The organism is Marinobacterium marinum (genome assembly GCF_013868415.1).
GTDB lineage: Bacteria > Pseudomonadota > Gammaproteobacteria > Pseudomonadales > Balneatricaceae > Marinobacterium > Marinobacterium marinum.
In genome coordinates this window covers 150,660-169,274 of the sequence record NZ_JACEMT010000049.1, presented here as the reverse complement: position 1 = coordinate 169,274, position 18,615 = coordinate 150,660, and the positions used below count along the sequence as shown (strand labels likewise).

22 protein-coding genes are annotated in these 18,615 nt (G+C 56.9%); 3 read left to right on the top strand and 19 right to left on the bottom strand.

Annotated elements, in window-relative coordinates:
- The first annotated feature begins 229 nt into the window (after positions 1–229).
- Positions 230–748 carry a Slp family lipoprotein gene (locus tag H1S06_RS09925; RefSeq protein WP_181739709.1) on the top strand — a complete coding sequence of 173 codons (519 nt, stop codon included), beginning with the start codon at positions 230–232 and terminating at the stop codon, positions 746–748.
- 33 nt (positions 749–781) lie between these two features.
- On the opposite strand, the gene H1S06_RS09920 is transcribed toward H1S06_RS09925, so the two are convergent.
- The 8 genes from H1S06_RS09920 to H1S06_RS09885 form a co-directional block, all read right to left on the bottom strand.
- Positions 782–1,489: a GNAT family N-acetyltransferase gene (locus tag H1S06_RS09920; protein WP_181739708.1), complete on the bottom strand. Its 708-nt coding sequence runs from the start codon at positions 1,487–1,489 to the stop codon at positions 782–784.
- An 18-nt stretch (positions 1,490–1,507) separates the two neighbouring features.
- Positions 1,508–1,951, bottom strand: coding sequence for a DMT family transporter (locus H1S06_RS09915; protein ID WP_181739705.1), 444 nt, complete (start codon positions 1,949–1,951; stop codon positions 1,508–1,510).
- Positions 1,948–2,577 carry an NAD(P)H-dependent oxidoreductase gene (locus H1S06_RS09910; RefSeq protein ID WP_181739703.1) on the bottom strand — a complete coding sequence of 210 codons (630 nt, stop codon included), beginning with the start codon at positions 2,575–2,577 and terminating at the stop codon, positions 1,948–1,950. The genes H1S06_RS09915 and H1S06_RS09910 overlap by 4 nt, the downstream gene beginning before the upstream one ends.
- Positions 2,578–2,675: 98 nt before the next feature.
- Positions 2,676–3,263, bottom strand: coding sequence for a Crp/Fnr family transcriptional regulator (locus H1S06_RS09905; RefSeq protein WP_181739701.1), 588 nt, complete (start codon positions 3,261–3,263; stop codon positions 2,676–2,678).
- Between the two features lie 54 nt (positions 3,264–3,317).
- On the bottom strand, positions 3,318–4,979 hold the full coding sequence (locus tag H1S06_RS09900; protein WP_181739699.1) for a sensor domain-containing diguanylate cyclase: 1,662 nt from the start codon (positions 4,977–4,979) through the stop codon (positions 3,318–3,320).
- A gap of 13 nt (positions 4,980–4,992) precedes the next feature.
- Entirely contained in the window at positions 4,993–6,012 is a 1,020-nt protein-coding gene (locus H1S06_RS09895) for an amino acid ABC transporter substrate-binding protein (protein WP_255482992.1), read from the bottom strand.
- Between the two features lie 116 nt (positions 6,013–6,128).
- Positions 6,129–6,761 carry a LysE family translocator gene (locus H1S06_RS09890; protein WP_181739696.1) on the bottom strand — a complete coding sequence of 211 codons (633 nt, stop codon included), beginning with the start codon at positions 6,759–6,761 and terminating at the stop codon, positions 6,129–6,131.
- A gap of 16 nt (positions 6,762–6,777) precedes the next feature.
- Positions 6,778–7,782, bottom strand: a complete 1,005-nt coding sequence (locus H1S06_RS09885) for a GlxA family transcriptional regulator (protein ID WP_181739694.1) — start codon at positions 7,780–7,782, stop codon at positions 6,778–6,780.
- A gap of 93 nt (positions 7,783–7,875) precedes the next feature.
- Here H1S06_RS09885 and H1S06_RS09880 point away from each other — a divergent pair, with 93 nt between their 5' ends.
- Positions 7,876–8,427 (top strand): cysteine hydrolase family protein, encoded by a 552-nt coding sequence (locus H1S06_RS09880; RefSeq protein WP_181739692.1) that lies wholly within the window; start codon positions 7,876–7,878, stop codon positions 8,425–8,427.
- Between the two features lie 42 nt (positions 8,428–8,469).
- Here the strand turns inward: H1S06_RS09880 and H1S06_RS09875 are convergent, their stop codons facing one another.
- The 7 genes from H1S06_RS09875 to H1S06_RS09845 form a co-directional block, all read right to left on the bottom strand.
- Positions 8,470–9,612, bottom strand: a complete 1,143-nt coding sequence (locus H1S06_RS09875) for a sterol desaturase family protein (protein WP_181739690.1) — start codon at positions 9,610–9,612, stop codon at positions 8,470–8,472.
- A 101-nt stretch (positions 9,613–9,713) separates the two neighbouring features.
- On the bottom strand, positions 9,714–10,490 hold the full coding sequence (gene map, locus H1S06_RS09870) for a type I methionyl aminopeptidase (RefSeq protein WP_181739688.1): 777 nt from the start codon (positions 10,488–10,490) through the stop codon (positions 9,714–9,716).
- A complete protein-coding gene (locus tag H1S06_RS09865; RefSeq protein ID WP_181739686.1) occupies positions 10,478–10,690 on the bottom strand; it encodes a ParD-like family protein in 213 nt (70 codons plus the stop codon). The genes map and H1S06_RS09865 overlap by 13 nt, the downstream gene beginning before the upstream one ends.
- A gap of 75 nt (positions 10,691–10,765) precedes the next feature.
- Positions 10,766–11,488 (bottom strand): DNA/RNA nuclease SfsA, encoded by a 723-nt coding sequence (gene sfsA, locus H1S06_RS09860; protein ID WP_181739684.1) that lies wholly within the window; start codon positions 11,486–11,488, stop codon positions 10,766–10,768.
- A gap of 1 nt (position 11,489) precedes the next feature.
- Positions 11,490–11,921 carry a hypothetical protein gene (locus H1S06_RS09855; RefSeq protein WP_181739682.1) on the bottom strand — a complete coding sequence of 144 codons (432 nt, stop codon included), beginning with the start codon at positions 11,919–11,921 and terminating at the stop codon, positions 11,490–11,492.
- A 12-nt stretch (positions 11,922–11,933) separates the two neighbouring features.
- Positions 11,934–12,380: a hypothetical protein gene (locus H1S06_RS09850; RefSeq protein ID WP_181739680.1), complete on the bottom strand. Its 447-nt coding sequence runs from the start codon at positions 12,378–12,380 to the stop codon at positions 11,934–11,936.
- 111 nt (positions 12,381–12,491) lie between these two features.
- Positions 12,492–13,061 (bottom strand): TetR/AcrR family transcriptional regulator, encoded by a 570-nt coding sequence (locus H1S06_RS09845; protein WP_181739678.1) that lies wholly within the window; start codon positions 13,059–13,061, stop codon positions 12,492–12,494.
- A gap of 96 nt (positions 13,062–13,157) precedes the next feature.
- On the opposite strand from H1S06_RS09845, the gene H1S06_RS09840 reads away from it, so the two are divergent.
- Positions 13,158–13,640: an HPP family protein gene (locus H1S06_RS09840; protein ID WP_181739676.1), complete on the top strand. Its 483-nt coding sequence runs from the start codon at positions 13,158–13,160 to the stop codon at positions 13,638–13,640.
- Between the two features lie 2 nt (positions 13,641–13,642).
- Here the strand turns inward: H1S06_RS09840 and qhpG are convergent, their stop codons facing one another.
- The 4 genes from qhpG to peaD form a co-directional block, all read right to left on the bottom strand.
- Positions 13,643–14,971, bottom strand: a complete 1,329-nt coding sequence (gene qhpG, locus H1S06_RS09835) for a flavin-dependent monooxygenase QhpG (protein WP_181739675.1) — start codon at positions 14,969–14,971, stop codon at positions 13,643–13,645.
- Positions 14,964–15,650: a subtilisin-like serine protease QhpE gene (gene qhpE / locus H1S06_RS09830; RefSeq protein WP_181739673.1), complete on the bottom strand. Its 687-nt coding sequence runs from the start codon at positions 15,648–15,650 to the stop codon at positions 14,964–14,966. The genes qhpG and qhpE overlap by 8 nt, the downstream gene beginning before the upstream one ends.
- Positions 15,640–17,367, bottom strand: a complete 1,728-nt coding sequence (locus tag H1S06_RS09825; RefSeq protein ID WP_181739671.1) for an ABC transporter ATP-binding protein — start codon at positions 17,365–17,367, stop codon at positions 15,640–15,642. Before H1S06_RS09825 ends, qhpE begins: the two co-directional genes overlap by 11 nt.
- A 116-nt stretch (positions 17,368–17,483) precedes the next feature.
- Positions 17,484–18,602: a quinohemoprotein amine dehydrogenase subunit beta gene (gene peaD, locus H1S06_RS09820; RefSeq protein WP_181739669.1), complete on the bottom strand. Its 1,119-nt coding sequence runs from the start codon at positions 18,600–18,602 to the stop codon at positions 17,484–17,486.
- Between the last annotated feature and the right edge of the window lie 13 nt (positions 18,603–18,615).

Below are 18,615 nucleotides of genomic sequence, written 5' to 3'. Positions count from 1 at the left end.
GGATGAGCCCTCGATAATGGCGACGCCGAACGGCGCATGCCTGACTGCTGTTTTTGTAATTGAGTACAGCCTAGAGCACCTCTGTAAACCTGATGCGCAATAAATGTGCAAATTTGTGGTGCTTTGTAACAAATTGTAACACCCTCCTGCCGTGCCCCTGGCCTGATGGAACAAGACCCCTCTTTGTGGTAAAAATGATTCTCAGTCACAAATACCGAGGAATCCGTCAATGAAGTTTGCTTTCATGCTACTCGGCGTCCTGATACTGTCCGGCTGCGCAGCGCTGCCCGATGACCTGTCTGTCCCCAAAGGAGAAACACTACTGCCTTTCGCAGAAACAAGCGAAACCGAAGCCATGCATCAGGTGGCACTGTGGGGAGGAGAAATCGTTTCGGTCACGAACCTGGCTCATGGCAGCCGTCTCGAAGTGGTGCAGTTCAGCCTGAGTGGAAACGGCCGCCCGGTCAAAAGTGACAGCAGCGAGGGCCGTTTTCACATTGAAGTCAGTGACTTCATTGACCCTGCCATTTATGCGCCAGGACGTCAGGTGACGGCACTGGGTGCCTTTTCTCGCATGCAGGACGGTGTCGTGGGTCAACACCCCTATACCTTCCCTGTACTGAAGGCCGAACAAGTACACCTTTGGCCTGAGATACAGCAGGTACGAGAGCGCTGTGACTGTGATCCGTTTTTCTACAGTCCTTTCATGATGCGTCCGATCATTGTTGTGCCGAACAAGACCGAGTAATACATCTGAGCAGCGCCCCGCTACTTGCAGGATTCAAATACGCCGGTAACTGCGCATCAGAAACTGCGGTTTAAACCCCATGTTAAGATAGAGCGGCTCACCAGCAGCTGAAGCCTGAAGGCATAGAGATTCAACGGCTGTCGTCTTCAACCGGGCAACCAATTGCCACATCAGCTCACGGGCAATTCCCTGCCCCTGAAGCTCCGGCGGTACTCCAACCTGATGAACCCCCGTTACCGCCCCGCTGTGATACAGGATTGCCGTCGCGACAACAGCACCTTCGCGCGTCGCCCACAGAACCTCCACCTCTGGCAGATTACGCAACCGGTCGATCACGCCGACATCAATGTGATAACCAAAGGCCCGCCCACACACCTCCGCCCAAATGGCCGCATCCTGTTCGCTGCCAATGGCACTCAGGTTCAAGGTCAACGTACTCTCAATCGGCTCGACTTCATGCAATGGCAGGACCATGGCCCGCTGCTGCAGACCCATTTCGAACCCGCCAGCTAATAGATCGTTTTCCACATCGGCTGTTTCGACACCAACGTCCCAAATCGGACAAAGATAGCCGACCGGTGCCTCGCGGAGCAGCGCTTGTCCGGTACTGTTCAGACCGTCTTCCCACCCCCCCCAACATCGGCGCGGCCAGCATTCCGATTGCCACAGTCCGGATGACAGCCTGTCAGCTCTCATTAAACGCCAGAGTCCGGTCAGATTATCAATATTGGCTTTATGCATTAGAGGATCCATGCCATTTCACTCCCAGTAAATAAGACTCACACCCGCAACCAGCACCAGCAGGCCCATCACTCGCGTCAGATTCATCGACTTCACCGGCTGATCAAACCAGCCGAAATGACTGGCAATCACGGCCAGCACAATTTGTCCGGCCAGGGCGAACGACATCATCGGACCTACGCCCATACGCGGGATCAAAAAATAGAACATGCCCACACCAAAGGCACTGATGATACCGCCACCCCAAAGATACCAAGGGACCGCCTGCAGACGGTCCACACCGGGCATACCTGCACGCTGCAGCGCAACTACCAGCAGAGATGCCAAACAGGCCACTGCAAAAGCGACCCCTGCCCCCAGCATGGTACTGCCCAACTCCACCCCAAGTCGGGCGTTCATGCCCGCCTGGACAGCAATGGCAGCACCGGCAGACAGCGCCAGCCAGGGAAGCAGGCTGCTCATACCAACACCCGGGTCAAGACCTGCGCCGGCAAGCGCACCTTCGGCAGATCGGCGGCGGCATCCTCGGCATGACGCTCACCCAGGGCACAGGTGGCAACACTCCTCAGACCCTGTTCGGCAAGTCCCAGAACCTGATCATAGCCCTCAGGGTTAAACCCGGTCATAGGGCAGCTATCAATGCCCAGCAGCGCCGCACTGGTCAGGCAGTTACCCAACGCCAGAAACACCTGCTGATCAGCCCAGCGCACTTTTTCCTGATCGCTCATGTTCCTGAAATAGCCATTCAGATGCGCTTCAAGGCCCTGATATTCCTCAGCAGTACCGCCCCTCTGTTGGGTCATACATTCAATATGATCAGCAACAAAGGCCTCATCAATTTGTTGCACCGCTGCAAACACCAACAGATGCGAAGCTTTGGTGACTTTATTCTGTCCCATGGAGTGGAGCAGCAGATTACTACGCAGCTCAGGATTGCTGATCAGCAGCAGACGATAGGGCTGCAGACCAAAAGCCCCCGGGCTCAGGCGTATCGCTTCCAGCAGTGGTTCCAGCTGTTGCGGGTGCAAAGTGGTATTGGCGAATTGCTTAACGGCATAGCGCCAGTTCAGGGCGTTCAAGGGGGACATAATCGACTCCAGTGTTGGGACTCACACAGCGGAATACCCGCTGACTGGATGCAGATTACGTACGCAGGCACTGAAGCTCATTTACATAGGTTGATGACTCAGGATTTTTTTCTGATCCGACTCAGCTGCGTAGGAGTCACGCCCAGATGCGAGGCAATATGATATTGCGGCAAGCGGGCCAGCAGTTCCGGATGCTCCTGCTGAAATGCTTGATACCGTTCGGCAGCGCCCTGCTGCACCAGGCGCACCTCGCGGGTATCCTTGTCCAGTAGCCAGTGCGCCTCAAGATAGTGAATCTGAAACAGTTTGAGGTCTTCGCTGCGATACAGCAGATCACGAAAGGCCTGAAAGTCGATTTCGATGATGACCGAGTCTTCCAGTGCCTGGATTGAATGCAGTGACACTTCTTGGCGTAACAAGGCTGTCATGGAACCGGGAAATCGTCCTTCCTGAAAAAAGTTTTTGTTGAATTCATTCCCCTTTTCATCCAGTACAAAAACCCGAAACAGGCCCTGACAGACAAAAGCAAAGGAACGCGGCACCTCACCCACCCGACAAATCAGATTCTGTCTGGCAACCTGCCGATACTGACAAATGGCCCTGAGCGCCTGCCAAGTCACATCCGACAATGGATAGTAGCCTGACATCACCTGACGTAACCGGATAAATGCCTGTTCCTGATTCATCTCGACCTCATTTGCTGACACAATTGGCGGCCAAATTGGATGACCTGACCACTATCAGTCGGCAACCTGAACGGTATTGCGACCGGCGGCCTTGGCGGCGTAGAGGGCGCTGTCTGCCAAGCCGACCAGGCCATCCGGGTGCAAGCTGGAATTCGGCGACAGGGAAGCGACCCCCAGACTCAACGTCACCACACCCGCCTCGGCCCCGTCATGCTCAATACCCAGGGCACGCACAACCGTCAACAGCTTCCATGCCAACCGTTCAGCTTGTCTGCCATCCAGCCCCGGCAGCAGCATGACGAATTCCTCGCCACCATAACGAGCCACCACATCACTACTGCGCTGCAGGCAGGCGGACATGGCCCGAGCAACCCGGTGCAGACATTCATCACCCTGCTGGTGGCCATAGGTATCATTATACGCCTTGAAGCAGTCCACATCCGCCATGATAACCGCCAGCATGTTACCGTCGCGCTCTGCCCGCTGCCACTCCTGAACCAGCTGCTGATCAAAGCAGCGTCGATTGGCAAGCCCGGTCAGAGCATCGGTTACACTTAATCGTTCCAACTCGGCATTCATTTGCTGCAAATGCCGATTGGCCTCCTCCAGCTGCTGTTCGGCCCGACAACGTGCCTCCACAAACACGGAAAAACTGGCTCCCATACCGCTGATTTCGTCATTCCCCTCCTGTGGGATGGGCACAGACAGGCCCTGCAAGTGGGAATGCATGGCGCCGCTGAGCTGATTCAGCCGTTGTACAATACTGCGACGGATATGAACAACCGCACCCAATGTCACCGTAGCCAAAACCAGCGAGGCCAACAGAAGCCCCAACAACGAACGACTAATCAACCGCTGATGGTCAGCGATTGCCTTCTGTGCCGTGGCTTTCAACTGCAAATGATAGCTGTATGTTGCACTGGTCAATTTTTGTGCCAGTACGCGTGTGCGCCGCGCCGTCGCCAGTGTTGCCCGAGCATTTTTCAGCAATGCGGGGCGGCTGTGAAAGGCCTCGGGCAAAACCATTTCCAGCTTGGCGCGCAGTCTCAGCAGTTGCGGCGCCGTCAGTGGTAGTGTTGCCAAACGCTTCATGGCCTGTCGGTAATTGTCTTCCAGTTGCGCAATATGTCCAGGACGCTCGGCATTGAGTACCGAAGCCGTCGAGACCAGCGCCACCAGAGCCTGGCTGACAAAACGCTGCTCATCCGGAGTCAGGCTTTCGGACTCCACTGCCGGCAATTGCTGCAACAGCAGAAAAAACGCGTCGAAATGTCTCAAGTGCGCCGCCTTGAGCGTTTCTTCCCGCGCCAGCTGAGTTCCCAACAGATCCAGACTGCTGAAAAACGGCTCCTGCCATCGATTCAGCTCTTCATGCAGCACTCCACCGATCTCGCCAGCCCCTCCCAATTGTTCCAGACGCTCGCGCGCTCGCTGGTACAACCGTGTCAAATTCTCGGCTCGCTGATTACCGGCACTGTTGGAGCGCCGGTTTCCCACCATAATTTCGAAAACTTCGGCTGCAATGATTTCCGCATCCCGTGTCAGTTCGGCCGCAGCAAGCGCACGTCCGAACTGACTGCTGGCCAATTCACTGAAGCCTCGGTATTGCTGGTAGATGACATAGCCCACCGCCAGGACGACCGCCAGATACAGACTGAAGGTCAACCCGATAATCAGGCTGAGACGGGTGCCGATACTATGACGAATTGACTGCATTCAACGTGCCCGATCAACGAAACAGGGGCGCAAACAACAACCCGCCCCGTGACCAGGGCTGATTGGGTCCGGCATCAACATTAATGGGGGTCCCCGGCCCGAAGTGACGCTGATAGATCTCGCTGTAATTACCTACCGCCAGGATCATGTGATAAGCCCAGTCGTCCGGCAGCCCTAATCGAGATCCCAGATCACCGCTGACACCCAGCAGGTTGCGCACCTCAACACTGCGCCCTGATGTGCGATCAGCCTGCACGCCGGCCTGTGTAATGCCTTTTTCATCAGCCAGAATCAGACCGTCCACCACAGCGCGGACAACTCTGATCCAGCGCGCATCGTCATTACGCACCATAGGCCCTATGGGCTCACGGGACAGGCTCTCCGGCAAAATGTAATATTCGCTTGGGTTATCGGCTCGATGAGCTCGGTTGGTCGCAAGATTCATGCGATCGGCACTATAGGCATCACAGTGTCCGCGAAAGAAACTGTCACCATTACTGAACTGGATACTGGCTTCAATCCGGTGACGCGCCAGAACATCCACCAGATTCTGGTGGGTCGACGTGTTTTCCGTGACACATAGTGTTTTGCCCTGCAGGTCAGCCAGGCTTTCAACCCCGGCACCGGTTCTCACCATCACACCCTGGCCGTCAAACAGGTAAACGGCAGGGAAAGCGACCTGGTAACGATTTTCTCGCCCCAGCGTCCAGGTCGTACTGTACATCACCACATCGGTCTGACGCTGCTGCAAGGTTGTGAAGCGCGTCGTTGCATCCACTTCGATATACTGCACCCGGTCGGGATTACCGAATAGCGCAGCCGCCGTGGCCCGGCAAAAATCCACGTAGAAGCCCTGCCAATCCCCCTCCGGACCAATGGCGCTGCGACCGGGGTCGTCGGGAAAAACACCACAGCGAATATCACCATGGTTCAACACATCCTCCAGCGTATCGGCACCGGCTCTGCCCCCGTACACAAAAGGGAGCACAATCATCAGCATCCACAGCAAAGAATGGCGAGAAGATATCAACATGGGCGAGTGTCCTGCGTACTGCTTTTCTCGGTCAGTCTCTTCGTATTGTACCGAGAAATTCAGGCCACTCTATGACATATGCCAGATAAAGTTGTTCGCACGCCCGACCTCATCGACTAGCGTTTGACTTCTGAAAACAGCAGCCCGACTCCGAAAGCCACCATCACCGCTCCCAGTGAACGATCGATCCAGTGCGCCACGCGCTGAACCTTCTGCCGAACACTGGGACGCGACAGCAGAAAAGCGACCAGACTGAACCAGCCAAACTGCAACAGCATCATCCACCCTCCCAAGACCACAATTTGCCACAGCGGCGACTCGGGCGAGATCACCAGGGTAAACAGGGACATAAAGTACAACGGCGCCTTGGGATTCAGGGCATTACAGACAAACCCCATGGCAATCAGTCTGGATTCAGATCGTGGTTGAACCGACGGGGAAACATCCACGCCAGGCTCGGCCGCCCGGCTGCGCAAGCCCTTAACACCCAGCCAGATGAGGTAAGCTGCGGCCAGATACTTCAGCACGGTCAAAATTTCCACAGAATGGCTCACCATTGCGGCCAGCCCCAGTGACGAATAGATGATATGTACTGACAACCCAAGTGCAATCCCCAGGCTGCACAACACCCCGGCCCTGCGACCCTGAGTCAACGATTGCTGGCTGACCATGACAAAGTCCGGCCCCGGCGACGCCGCCGCCAACAGATGCACCAACGTTACGGTCATCAATGCGGACAACAGATCCATAGTTTTTCCTTCTCGGTTAATCCAATTCGACAGTCGCGACTTCAGCCCGCTCCCGGTTGACGGCCTGCCCACTATTGCTGAAACGCTCCCGGTACTGGCTCGGGGTCAACCCCGTCTGTTTCTGAAACATGCGTCGAAAGGCACTGATATCCTCATAGCCCACCAGCCAGGCAACACGCTCCACCGTAGTCGCGGTATTTTCCAGCAACTCGCGCGCCTTGTGTACCCTTTGCTGCTGAAGATATTCCGCAGGCCGGAGCCCCGTAGCCTTGAGGAAACGACGACTGAAGGTGCGCTCGGTCAGACTGGCCATCGAGGCCATCTGCCTGACACTCCAGGCCTGCGCATACTCACGATGCAACCGGTGCTGAAGAGCCAGAATAGCGCGGTCGTTATGATCCAGAACAGGCAAAAAACTGCGGTAATAGCTTTGTTGTCGCGCCCCCGTATCCACCACCAGAAAGCGCCCCAGCGCCTGTACCACCGTCGGCGGGACATAACGACCAATCAGATGCAGTCCCAAATCCACCCAAGACATCACGCCTCCAGCCGTCACCAGGTCCGAGTCCGTCAACAACAGCGCATCCGTATCCAGCTCGATATCCGGATACTGATAACGAAAGGCCCCTTCCAGCTGCCAGTGCGTGGTTGCCTTGCGGCCGGTCAGCAAACCTGCCTGTGCCAGCAGAAAGGAGCCCGCACAGGCTGAACTGACCACCGCGCCCTGCTGGTGCCAAGTCTTCAGCCAGGCACACACATCAGGCTGCGGCTCCAAATACGCCTGCCCGTTCAATACCGGTGGCACGATCACCACGGCAGGCGCACCGTCGCTTCCCGTCGGCGACGGCACCAGCCGCCCGCCTTCGAGGTTCCAGCAGCTTTCCTGGAAGCGAAGTGCCGGTGCCTGCTGTAATTCGGCAAGTACGCGATTGGCCGTCTGAAACAGATCGATCAAACCGTGGACCGCCGACAAGGCTGCACCGGGAATGACCAAAATCGCAATATGGACCGTCTGGCTCATGTCTGTTTTTGCCGTGTTATTGTCAGTTATGCCACCCGCCTAGCCTAACAGGGCACATTAGGATGAGCTACACACATTCAACAGGAGAACCCCATGAGCAAAACGGCTCTGATCATCATCGACATGCAGAACGATTATTTTCCCGGTGGCCGGTGGACGCTGAGCGGCATTGAAGCGGCCGCAGCCAATACCGCACGTGTGCTGGCGGACTTCCGTGAGCGTGGCTGGCCAGTCATCCATGTACGCCATGAATTTCCTTCGGCCGAAGCCCCGTTTTTCACACCCAATAGCGAAGGCGCCACCATTCATAACAGCCTGCAACCGGCTGATGGCGAATTCCAGATCCTGAAAAACGAAGTCAACAGTTTCAAGGGCACTGACTTGCAGGCTTTGCTGCAGCGAGAAGGCATCGACAGCCTGATCATCGCTGGCGCCATGAGCCATATCTGCATCGATGCCGTTACCCGGGCTGCTGCCGACCTGGGTTATGCCAATACGCTGCTGCACGATGCCTGTGCGACACTGGATGTCGAGTTCAACGGTATCCAGGTTCCGGCCGAACAGGTTCACGCCGCTTTCATGGCCGCACTGGCCTTCGCCTATGCCGAGGTCATCAGCACCGACGAACTGCTGTCTCGTCACTGACCCCGGCGGCAGCGCAGGCGTTCGCCCCGCGCTGCCATTCGACTATTTACGTGCCAGCCAGCGTCTGAAGGGATACACAATCTGCGCCAGATACCCCCTGGGCAGGCGCACCGTCGTGCCATATTCGACCGGCCAGTGCTCGGCCGGCATGTGATAACTGCCAAACAGGCGGTCAAACAATACGGTGTGGGCGCCGTAGTTGGTATCGATGGCAGGCTTTTCGGAACCATGATGCCAATGGTGAAACTGAGGCGTAACCAGTACATATTTCAGTGGCCCGAACGGCAACCGCGTATTGCAATGAATCAGTACCGCCTGCAAGGCTGCGAAAGTAACATAGATATTCAGCGCCGTCGCATCGGCTCCCAACAGGTAGAGCGGTATCATCACCAGCGCTCGCTCCGAAAAAACCTGAATGAAGTGTCCCCGCGAACCGGCCAGCCAGTCGAGTTCTTCCACCGAGTGATGGACCGCATGTATCGACCATAGAGGCTGCACCTCATGGTAGAGTCGGTGCTCCCAATAAAGCACGAAGTCGGCACAGAGAACAATCAGGACAACTTGCAGCCAGATCGGGGCGGCCTGCACGACAGCCTGCACACTGGCACTGACCGCCCAGTCAAAATGGCCGGCATGATAATTGGCATAAATCAGAATCGCCGAGATCATCAAGTGATTGAAACAGAAATACACCAGATCCACGCCCCACTCGGGCCTCAGGATCACCTGGTTCCGGTACTTGGGCAACAGCTTTTCCAGCGTCATGAACACCAGCACCGATCCCAGAAAGGCCAGAATCAGCCAGTCGACCCCCAGAGATAACCGCACCGGCTCCACCGGACCCACGGGAATACTGTAGCCTCCCAACGCAAAGGCGAGCAGGGTCAAACCGATCCCCCCTGCGCCCATTCGCTTGTAGCGATTGAAGTAAAATGTCAGGACGCCAAACATGAGCGAGAAATACATGCCGTACTTCAACAGCTTTTGCAGCTGTTCGGCATCATAGGCTCGACGCAGCTCAATGGTCGTCAAGTAGGCGGGATAGAGATAGGCCAGCACCGCCAGCAGACTCAGCGCTCCCAGAAACAGTGAGCAATAACCACTGATTTTGCCATCACCCAGACGAAATGCCCGTCGAGCATCCAGGTCCACCTGTCGTTCACGATATTGATAATCCAGTTGCATCAATCGGCAGCCTCACCCTTCCATAGTTGATCAGCTGCCATCATAATCAGCCCGACGGCCAAATCGAAGTCCCGATGACGTGAAACCGTGATGCCGACGTTTCAGGACTGGCGTTCTTCCGGCCTTAACGTCAGCACTTCATAGCCTGTCTCGGTCACCAGTACCGTGTGCTCCGTTTGCGCCGACAATTTCCTGTCCAGCGTTACCACAGTCCAGCCATCCTTGCGCGTCCGGGTTCTGGCGGTGCCCTGATTGATCATCGGCTCAATCGTGAAGGTCATACCTTCCTGCAATACCATCCCGGCCCCGGGGCGACCATAATGCAACACATCCGGCGCTTCGTGCATGTCACGGCCGATACCGTGGCCGCAGTATTCACGCACGACCGAGTAGCCTTTGCTCTCCGCCATACTTTGTACGGCATGACCAACATCGCCCAGCGTTGCCCCCGGACGCACGGTGCGAATACCCGCCCACATGGCCCGGTACGCGGTTTGTACCAGTCGACGCGCCGCTGCGGACGCTTCAGGCATGACATACATCTTGCTGGAGTCCGCGATAAAACCATCCTTTTCCAGCGTAATATCCAGGTTGATAATGTCCTGTGGCCGTACAATATCCCGCTCACTGGGCATGCCATGACATACTACTTCATTGGGCGAGGTATTCAGACAGAATGGAAAATCATACTGTCCCTTGCTGGCCGGGCGCGCCTTAAGCTCTTGGGTAATGAACTCTTCCACTCGCGCATCAATATCCAGCGTGGAAACACCGGGCTTCACGAAGTCGTCCAGCATGACAAACACCTGAGCCAGCAGACGCCCGGATTCACGCATCAGGGCAATTTCCTCTGCTGTTTTAATCATCACTTTTGACATGTTTCACCCTCCGGCACACCGATATTTTCACTGCGAAACCATGCCTGAATCAGCTCCTGAAACGTCAGCTGAGGATTCAATTCCGCCTGCATACCGATCTTGATCCAGAATTCGGCCTGTGAATTGATTGAACGCGACATCACGCCACTGGCCTTACGGACCTCTTCATGCAGCTCATCGGAAATTTTGACAATGCCCAAACCTTACACTCCATATATAAAACATATACGAAGCATATAATACCGACAGTGCCTGCCTATGTCTGTATTATCCGTTCACAGATGGACCGGCAAGGGTTCCAGCAACGTACATTCCTGCGGTGACAGGACCGTTTTCCAGGCCAGCACCCGCACCCCTTGACCCACCGCCTGACGCAAGAGCTCACCATAGCGCCGATCGATCTCGTCGGCCGGGCGGACCACCTGGGCCCCGGAGTGCTGCACACAAAACAGCAACACCGCCTGCTTGCCTTCCGCCGCCACCTGCATCAGGGTCTGCAAATGCTTTTGGCCGCGCTCGGTTATCGAATCGGGAAAGGCGATAATGCCGTCATCTTCCTGATCAGGCCCCGGCCCCAGCGTCACATTTTTAACCTCTATATAGGTATGGGGAGCCTGCCGCTCACCCAATGCCAAATCAAACCGGCTGTCGCCATACTTCACCTCACGCTCAACACCGCTCTTCGGCGCCAGTTCAGTAATGCGCCCGGAACGCACGGCTTCTTCAACCAGAGCATTGGTACGGCTGGTATTGACGCCGACCCAGTGCCCGTGAGCCACTTGCAAGGCCTCAAGGGTATAGCGATATTTACGCTTGAGATTGGCACTGTCCGATATCAAGGCCCGCTGCTCAACGCCTGGCAGCACACAGTTGCGCATGGAGCCGGTATTCGGACAGTGAACCGTCATTTCACTGCCGTCCGCACGGCGCACATCGGCCAGAAAGCGTTTGTACCGACGCAACAGCGTGACAGCCTCCAACGGGGGATCAAAATGCACATTAACCTCCGGACGATTCGGGATTGGATACGCGCGCATAAGCAAAAATCTGCGCGACACAGAGCAAGGGCCACACCAACAGGGCAAGCAGTACACCCCGGTATTCGGACGGCGGCCCCATCAACAGACCGTAGCACAACCAACCGCTCAGACCGCTGCCGACCAGCAGTGCCGGCACATATCCCAGGCGCATAACGGGCCGCCCCTGCAGATGCCGGCACAGCAAGCTTGCAAAGCTCAACGTGACATACACGCTGCTCCAGTACACCAGCGGGAGCGCCATCCCTGCCAGCTCATCCAGCGAGACGGGGTCACTCCACAACCACTCGACCAGCCCCCAGAGCCACAACAGGCCTGCCGGCAGGAACACGATCAGAAGTGACAACAACGCCAGCAGAATCACACACCCTTGCAAACTGATGAACTGCTTCACCCCCGACTCCTGTTACACCAGTCGAGCCCGATCCCGGTCCGTATCCGTAAACATGGCCACCAGTGAAAAGTCCATGAAGCCCGGCACCAATGACAAATAATCCTTGATCCAAAACTTCATCAGCTCGACAAATTCGACCTGAGCAGCACGCTCGGCATCGACCGCCGCAAAACGACAAACAGGTATTGTCTGAGCCTGACAGACCTTATCTGTCCCGGTGACCAGCATTTTCAACACGGACTGGGCCGGATGCCACTCAACGAAGAAATACAGCGACTCATTTCGGACATTGGCATTCAACAAGGACACCGCCTTATCCAGACAAGCCTCTACATCCTGCTTCAGCGCTTCATCGTCTGCCGACGACGACTCGGTCGCATGAAAGGTGCAACCGTCTTCATCAGAGGAAAGTGCCATAAAAGGATTGGTTTCGACCGTTTCATTCCAGATCAGGCTCATCATCTACTCGCTTGTCATCCGATTGTCTGACGCCCCGATAACCGGGGCGAAACGGCGGAGTATACCGCCACCGACCGCCACTGGCTTCCCTTACGGACAGGATGATGTGATTCAGAACTCGGGCAGCAATTGTTCCACGACCTGCCAGGCCTTGGCCGCAGCGTCGCTGTCACCTGTCACATGGGCCTGCACGATCGCCCCCTCCTGAAGCAGGGCAATCGCCTCCTGCAAATACCCCACCCTGTCGGCGTCAGCAATGAACAGGGCCAGATGCTGGCCGATCAGCGCTTTCAGCTCCGTCTTGTGAGCAGCGCACTGTCGATGTAGCGGGTGCCCCTGCGCACCAAATTCAGCACTTACGTTGATGAAGTAGCAGCCGTGGAACACCGGCATCGCCGGATCATTCAGGTTGAACCAGGCATCCAGGGCAGAAAACATGGCCTGCAGCGCCATACGTCCAGGGGCAGCACGCGCCAGATGTTCACCCAGCCATGCCATATAGTATTGATGCCGATACAAAACCGTCGCCGCGACCAACTCTTCCTTGCCGGCAAAATGATGATACAGCGTTTTCTTCGCGACCCCCGACTCGCTCAAGACACGGTTGATCCCCACCGCATGCACACCCTCGCGGTAGAAGAGTTCAAAGGCGCTGACAACCAGCTGTTCTCGCTTATCCATTCAGACTCTCCCGCTTCAAAGTAAAGACATATTGACATGAGTAGACAACCCTGTCTACCATGCAGACCAATCTGTCTACCTTGATGAGAAACCACCATGAACAGTACCAACTCACCGCGGATCCTTTATAAAAACGCCCTGCTGGCCGGTTTCGGTGCCTGCCTGTGCATTACCGTCCTGGGATTGCTGGGAACCCTTCACCATGTCCTGTGGCTGATGGCGCCCTTCGGTGCGACCATGGTGATCTTGTTTGCGCTGCCCGGCAGCCCTTTGGCACAGCCGCGCAACATCATTGCCGGGCATCTGTTGACCGCACTGGTCGGTCTGCTGATGGCGACTCTCTGGGGGGTGAATGCCTGGTCACTGGGCGCGGCCGTCGGCCTCTCGGTCATGCTGATGATGCTGACCCATACCATTCACCCTCCGGCCGGCGCCAACCCCCTGCTGATCATGTTGGCCGGTGAGCACTGGACTTTCCTGTTCAACCCGGTGGCAGCGGGAACGCTGGTAATTGTGCTATTCGGCTACCTGTATCACCGCTTCGTGTCCGGCCATCCTTACCCGGTTCGCTGGTTCTGAACTCAGCTTGCCAGCCAGCCCTGCTGCCGCATCCAGCGCGTCATCAGCACAGCTTTTTCTTCTCCCAGCAGGTGCGACAGAACCTGCTCCGGGGGCAGCGCCGGCGCAGCCCGTATGGCATCCAACAGCGGTGCCAAACGCACACCATTCAGATGCCAGACTCCCAACGGCTGATCAGGCGTTACGACCACATGTGCTTGCTCAATCAACCCCTCCCGCACCACCGGGCGCCACTCCGTTGTTACCTGCTCCGGCGTAATCGCCTCATGCATGGGACATGTATCCGGCCACTGGCTGCGCGCCCGCCAAAACGGCGTTTGCGGCCATTGTTGTTCTTGCGCATAGAAATCACGTCCGATACGGGCGAAACGATAAAACAGGCCTTCCATCCGGGCTTCATGAAATGCCTGAGCCAACGCCGCTCGTTCAGGGTGACGCATCAAAGTATTCACGACTGCGGGAGCCTGCAATGCCGAGGACAGGGCCTGAAAAATGCCGTTCCCGGACAACGGGTCTACAGCCATGGCAGCATCACCGACCCGAATCCAGTTCGCCCCGGCACTCTGCTCACAGAGTACCGGAGCACTGGTCCTGGCATAGACCTCACCCACCGGCTCGGATGCGTGCATGAAAGGTTCAGCCTGTTCCAGTTGCGCAAACCGTTCCCGACACCAGTCACTCAGCCCTTGCTTGGGCGGCAGTTGAGTGCCGGCCACATCCAGCGTCAGCTGCAGGTAACGACGACCATTCTTGCGCCGGGCCAACCAGGCCCATCCATCTGCAAAGCTTTGTATCGCCGTACAAGGCATAGCCTCGGGCCCCTGCCAGTATTGCAACAAGGACACCGTGTGCGTGCCTTTGACTCGAGGAATACCGGCTGCCGGAGCAGCCCGACCTCGCGCTTCCACCAGAAAGGCTGCCGACACGACCTGCTCGCCTCCGGCTTCCAGCCGAACCTGAGCCTGATGCCCCATCTCAGTGACGCGACAACTCAACACCCGCCCTCGAAGCACCCTCACCCCCTGCTGTGCCAGGTCCTGCAGCAAAGCCTGGTCAAAGGCCTGTCGGGGCACCAGGTGTTCAGTATTCGCCGCATTCGTAGACCCGCTCCAGGTCACCTGACGCGGCGAAGCCCCCCCGACCACCTCCAGTGCACGTTCAAAGCCCGCACTTTTCATCCCCTGAATAACCCGCTCGGAAACCCCTTCCACCGCATCAAACGGTCGAGGCTCGCCCACCAGTGTCACGGCATACCCCATCCGACTCAACCCTATCGCGACGGCACTGCCGGCGGGACCGCCTCCCAATACCAGAATATGTTCTTCAGGCATTTGTCTGTCCTCGGCGCTCAGGCCCTCGATAACATGCTTGTTGAATGAGCCAGTCTCGTGCATTGCTCAAACCGGGGGACTGCCTGCTTCGCACATACTTCGCCAGGTGAGCGCTCAAATGCGCACACCCCAGACTGGCCCCCGATTGTCCCGGACTGTCATCAAGCGGGCGCACACAGGCACCAAAGTCGGCAAACTCGGTTTCCAGGTGTGAAATTTCATCATGGGAGCAGCGTGCGTCCCCGGTCATGCGAAATACGCCCGGATAGGCTGCGGGGTACACCGGCACGCCCCGAGCCGGGCTCGATGCACACAGGATAACGCCCCGCTTGAGGGCCCGGTTGCAGGCCTGCCGCAAGGATTCTCGGTCTTGCCGCAACCCCAGACTCAAGTTAATGATGTCGACACCTTCATCAACCAGCCAATCAATGGCAGCTGCTACCTGTGCGGCCGTTGTAGTGAAGCGGTCATGAAACACCTGAGCCGATATCACCGCCGCTTCAGGTGCCAGCGCCTGAATCACCTCTATAATTCGACTGCCATGTCCCAACACATCCCGATCGGCTTCCGTCATCCACAGCTGTTGATCTACCAGCCGAAACGCGGCGTCGGCCACTACTGGCTGCTGGTCTGCGTGTCCCGAATCCACCACTCCAATACGCACGGTTTCAGCTGACATCACACACCACCTCCCTCGGGAACACACGCCCCTGCCGCAACTGCAGGTGCAGATCGGCCCCCTCCAGTGTTGAAGGACGATGACTGATCAGAATGCGGGTACGGTCGGCAAACAGACGATCCACTGCAGCAATCACATGACGCTCAGTCGCCTCATCCACCGCCGATGTTGCCTCATCCAGTACCAGCACAACCGGTTGCTGCAATAGAGCCCGAGCAATGGCAATACGCTGTTTTTGCCCCCCTGACAGCTGCTGCCCCCGCTCACCCAGCGGGGTATCCAGCCCTTGGGGCAACTGTTCAATCAAACCATCCAACTGCGCCTCCCGCGCAGCCTGCCGAACCTGTTCATCACTGGCGTCAGGGCAGGCGTACCTCAGGTTGTCCGCCAGGGAACCCCGAAACAGCGTAATGTCCTGGGATACCACCGCAACACAGCGGCGCAGATCGGACAGTTCCAGCGTGCGGATATCCATGCCATCCAGCAAGATCTGCCCCCGGTCAGGATCATAATGGCGCTGCAACAGATCAATCAGTGTTGACTTACCGGCTCCCGAAGCCCCCGATAACGCCACCTTCCGGCCCGCCGGCAACCAGGCATCAACACCCTCCAGTACCGGTGCACGATCGGCATAAGCGAAACCGACACCCTGCAGGCGAATATCACCGCTCAACCGCGTCGGCAAGGGTCGCGGAGCCACCGGAGAATCAATATCGGCAGCAGACTGGCGCAACTCATTCACCCGGTCCAGACTGACGCTCATGCGCTGAATCGCCACATACAGCCCCAGCAGGCTGTTGACCGGCCCTGTGGCCATGCCAAGGTAGGTGGAAAAGGCGATTAGCGACCCCAGCTGCCATTGCCCCTGAATCACCCACCAACCCCCGATCAGAAAGGCCGCCGCACGAGTGATAGACGTCAGAGTGCCGGGGATTGCATGCGTAAAGAATTCAGTCACCTGCAACTGCAGCAGCTTATCCAGATAATTATCATTCAACCCCCCCAGTCGGGTGCGTTCGCGGGCTTCCTGGCCACTGGACTGGATAAATTTCATCGCCGGCAGGGTTTCGACCAGAAAGCTGGACAGGTCCGCTGATCGTTCACGCATTTCCCGGGTGCGTACCTCGACCTTGCGGCGCATCCAGCGCAACCAGATCACCTCCAGCGGAATCAGCACCAGCACCAGCAGCGACAACTGCCAGGACAATGCGACCAGCAGCACCAACGCACCGACCAGTCCGATGATGCTGCTCACGGCCGAAAACAGACTATCCACGGCAAAGCGCTGGATTGCCGCCACGTCACCGTCGATACGCGACAACAGGTCTCCAACCCGACGCTGGCCGAAAAAGCCCGGCGACAGTCGCTGCAAGTGCGCATACAGATCCGTGCGCAGAGCAAACAAAATGCGGCCGGACAAACGAGTATGCAGGTAACGATTGATCCCTGACAGGGCCGTGCTGAAAATACCGACCAGTATCATGGCAATCGCCAACTGAACCAGCACGCCATAATCACGGGCCAACAGCCCCTCATCGATCAGCAGCTTGGTCAACCAGGGTTGCAACAGCACCAGCATAGAGCCGATAAACGACAGCCCCAACAAACCCACAATGGACCGTCTCTGCGGTTTGACAAAGCTGTAGAGCCAACGAAAGCCCTGCTCCAGGCGGCTTCGATCAGGTGCATGAATCGCACGCACCAGCCAGTTCAGCATACTGTGTTCCTTCCTGTCATTTTGCGCGTCAAGCCGAAAGGCACGGCAACAAAAACGGGAGGCCCGTTACCGGCACCTCCCGCTGACTATACCCGATTCAAACCCAGTTACCGGCATCAATCCTTGATGGTGGCAACACGCAGGTCAGATGTCGACATGTCCCCGGTCAACTGGATAGAACCGATTTTTTCCAGCGTATCGCTGTCATGAACCGAAATATCGCTGCTGGTGCCCCCCACATAAAGGGTTTTGCCATCACCGGAGATATTCAGGTCATAGTAGGAATGCTCCATCTCATGTACCAACAGCGTCTTCTTCTGACTGATATCGTGCTTGGACAGCGTATTAAAGCTGCCATACAGGATATTGGAGTCACGCGGATCGGTAATGAAGTTGAAGATCACGAACTCGAACGGGAATATTTCCATGCGCTCAGCCTGGCCGGTTGCCAGATCAACACGACTCATGCCCCACCACCATTCGGCCGTTTCCATGTCCATGCTTTCATCGGTGAATTTGGCGGTTGAGTACGGCATGATGTACTCGTTCGCCTGCTCACCCTGAGAATGCATGGCAAATGCATCCGGCGGCAACCACAGCGGTCCGCGCTCCCAACTGGCCAGTTTGCTGACCATGCGGATCTCGCCGGTTCTCGGGTTGATCGCTTTCAGGTCACCGCCTCCCAAAATCACTTCATTCTGGGCCGTGGTGGCAATTTTGGTAATACGACGATCCACCGGGTAAGTACGCACCGCTTTGGCGTTCATCCCGTCTGCAATATTGAAAACGGCCAGTCGCGGCTGCTTCACTTCATAACGGTCACGCAGCTTTGTGATCGGGTTCTGGACCGTGTACAGCTCAGTGCCATCCGCACTGACCGTGATCGACTGCATGGTGATCACCTGCTCAGTGCGCGAAGACTGCTCCGCCTTGAACGTGATCTCGCAGTTGCGGATATCAAACCCGTACACATCCTTGGTGCCGTTACTAAGCACGTAGGCATGCGTATTGTCCGGCGACAACGCAATGGAGCCGGTACCGAAAGGTCCCGGAATATCACAGGTCCGTGCGATCGTGTTGGTACTCATGTCCACAACATGCAACTGGTTGGGACGCGTCACGGTCAGCAGATATTCCTGATCCGCCATTGCTGCCGGCGCCACCGCCGACAGGATACCGCCCAGCGCCAGAGAACCGGTCAGGCCCGCTGATTTAAACGTATTGTTCAATTTCATCACTCGGCTCCCG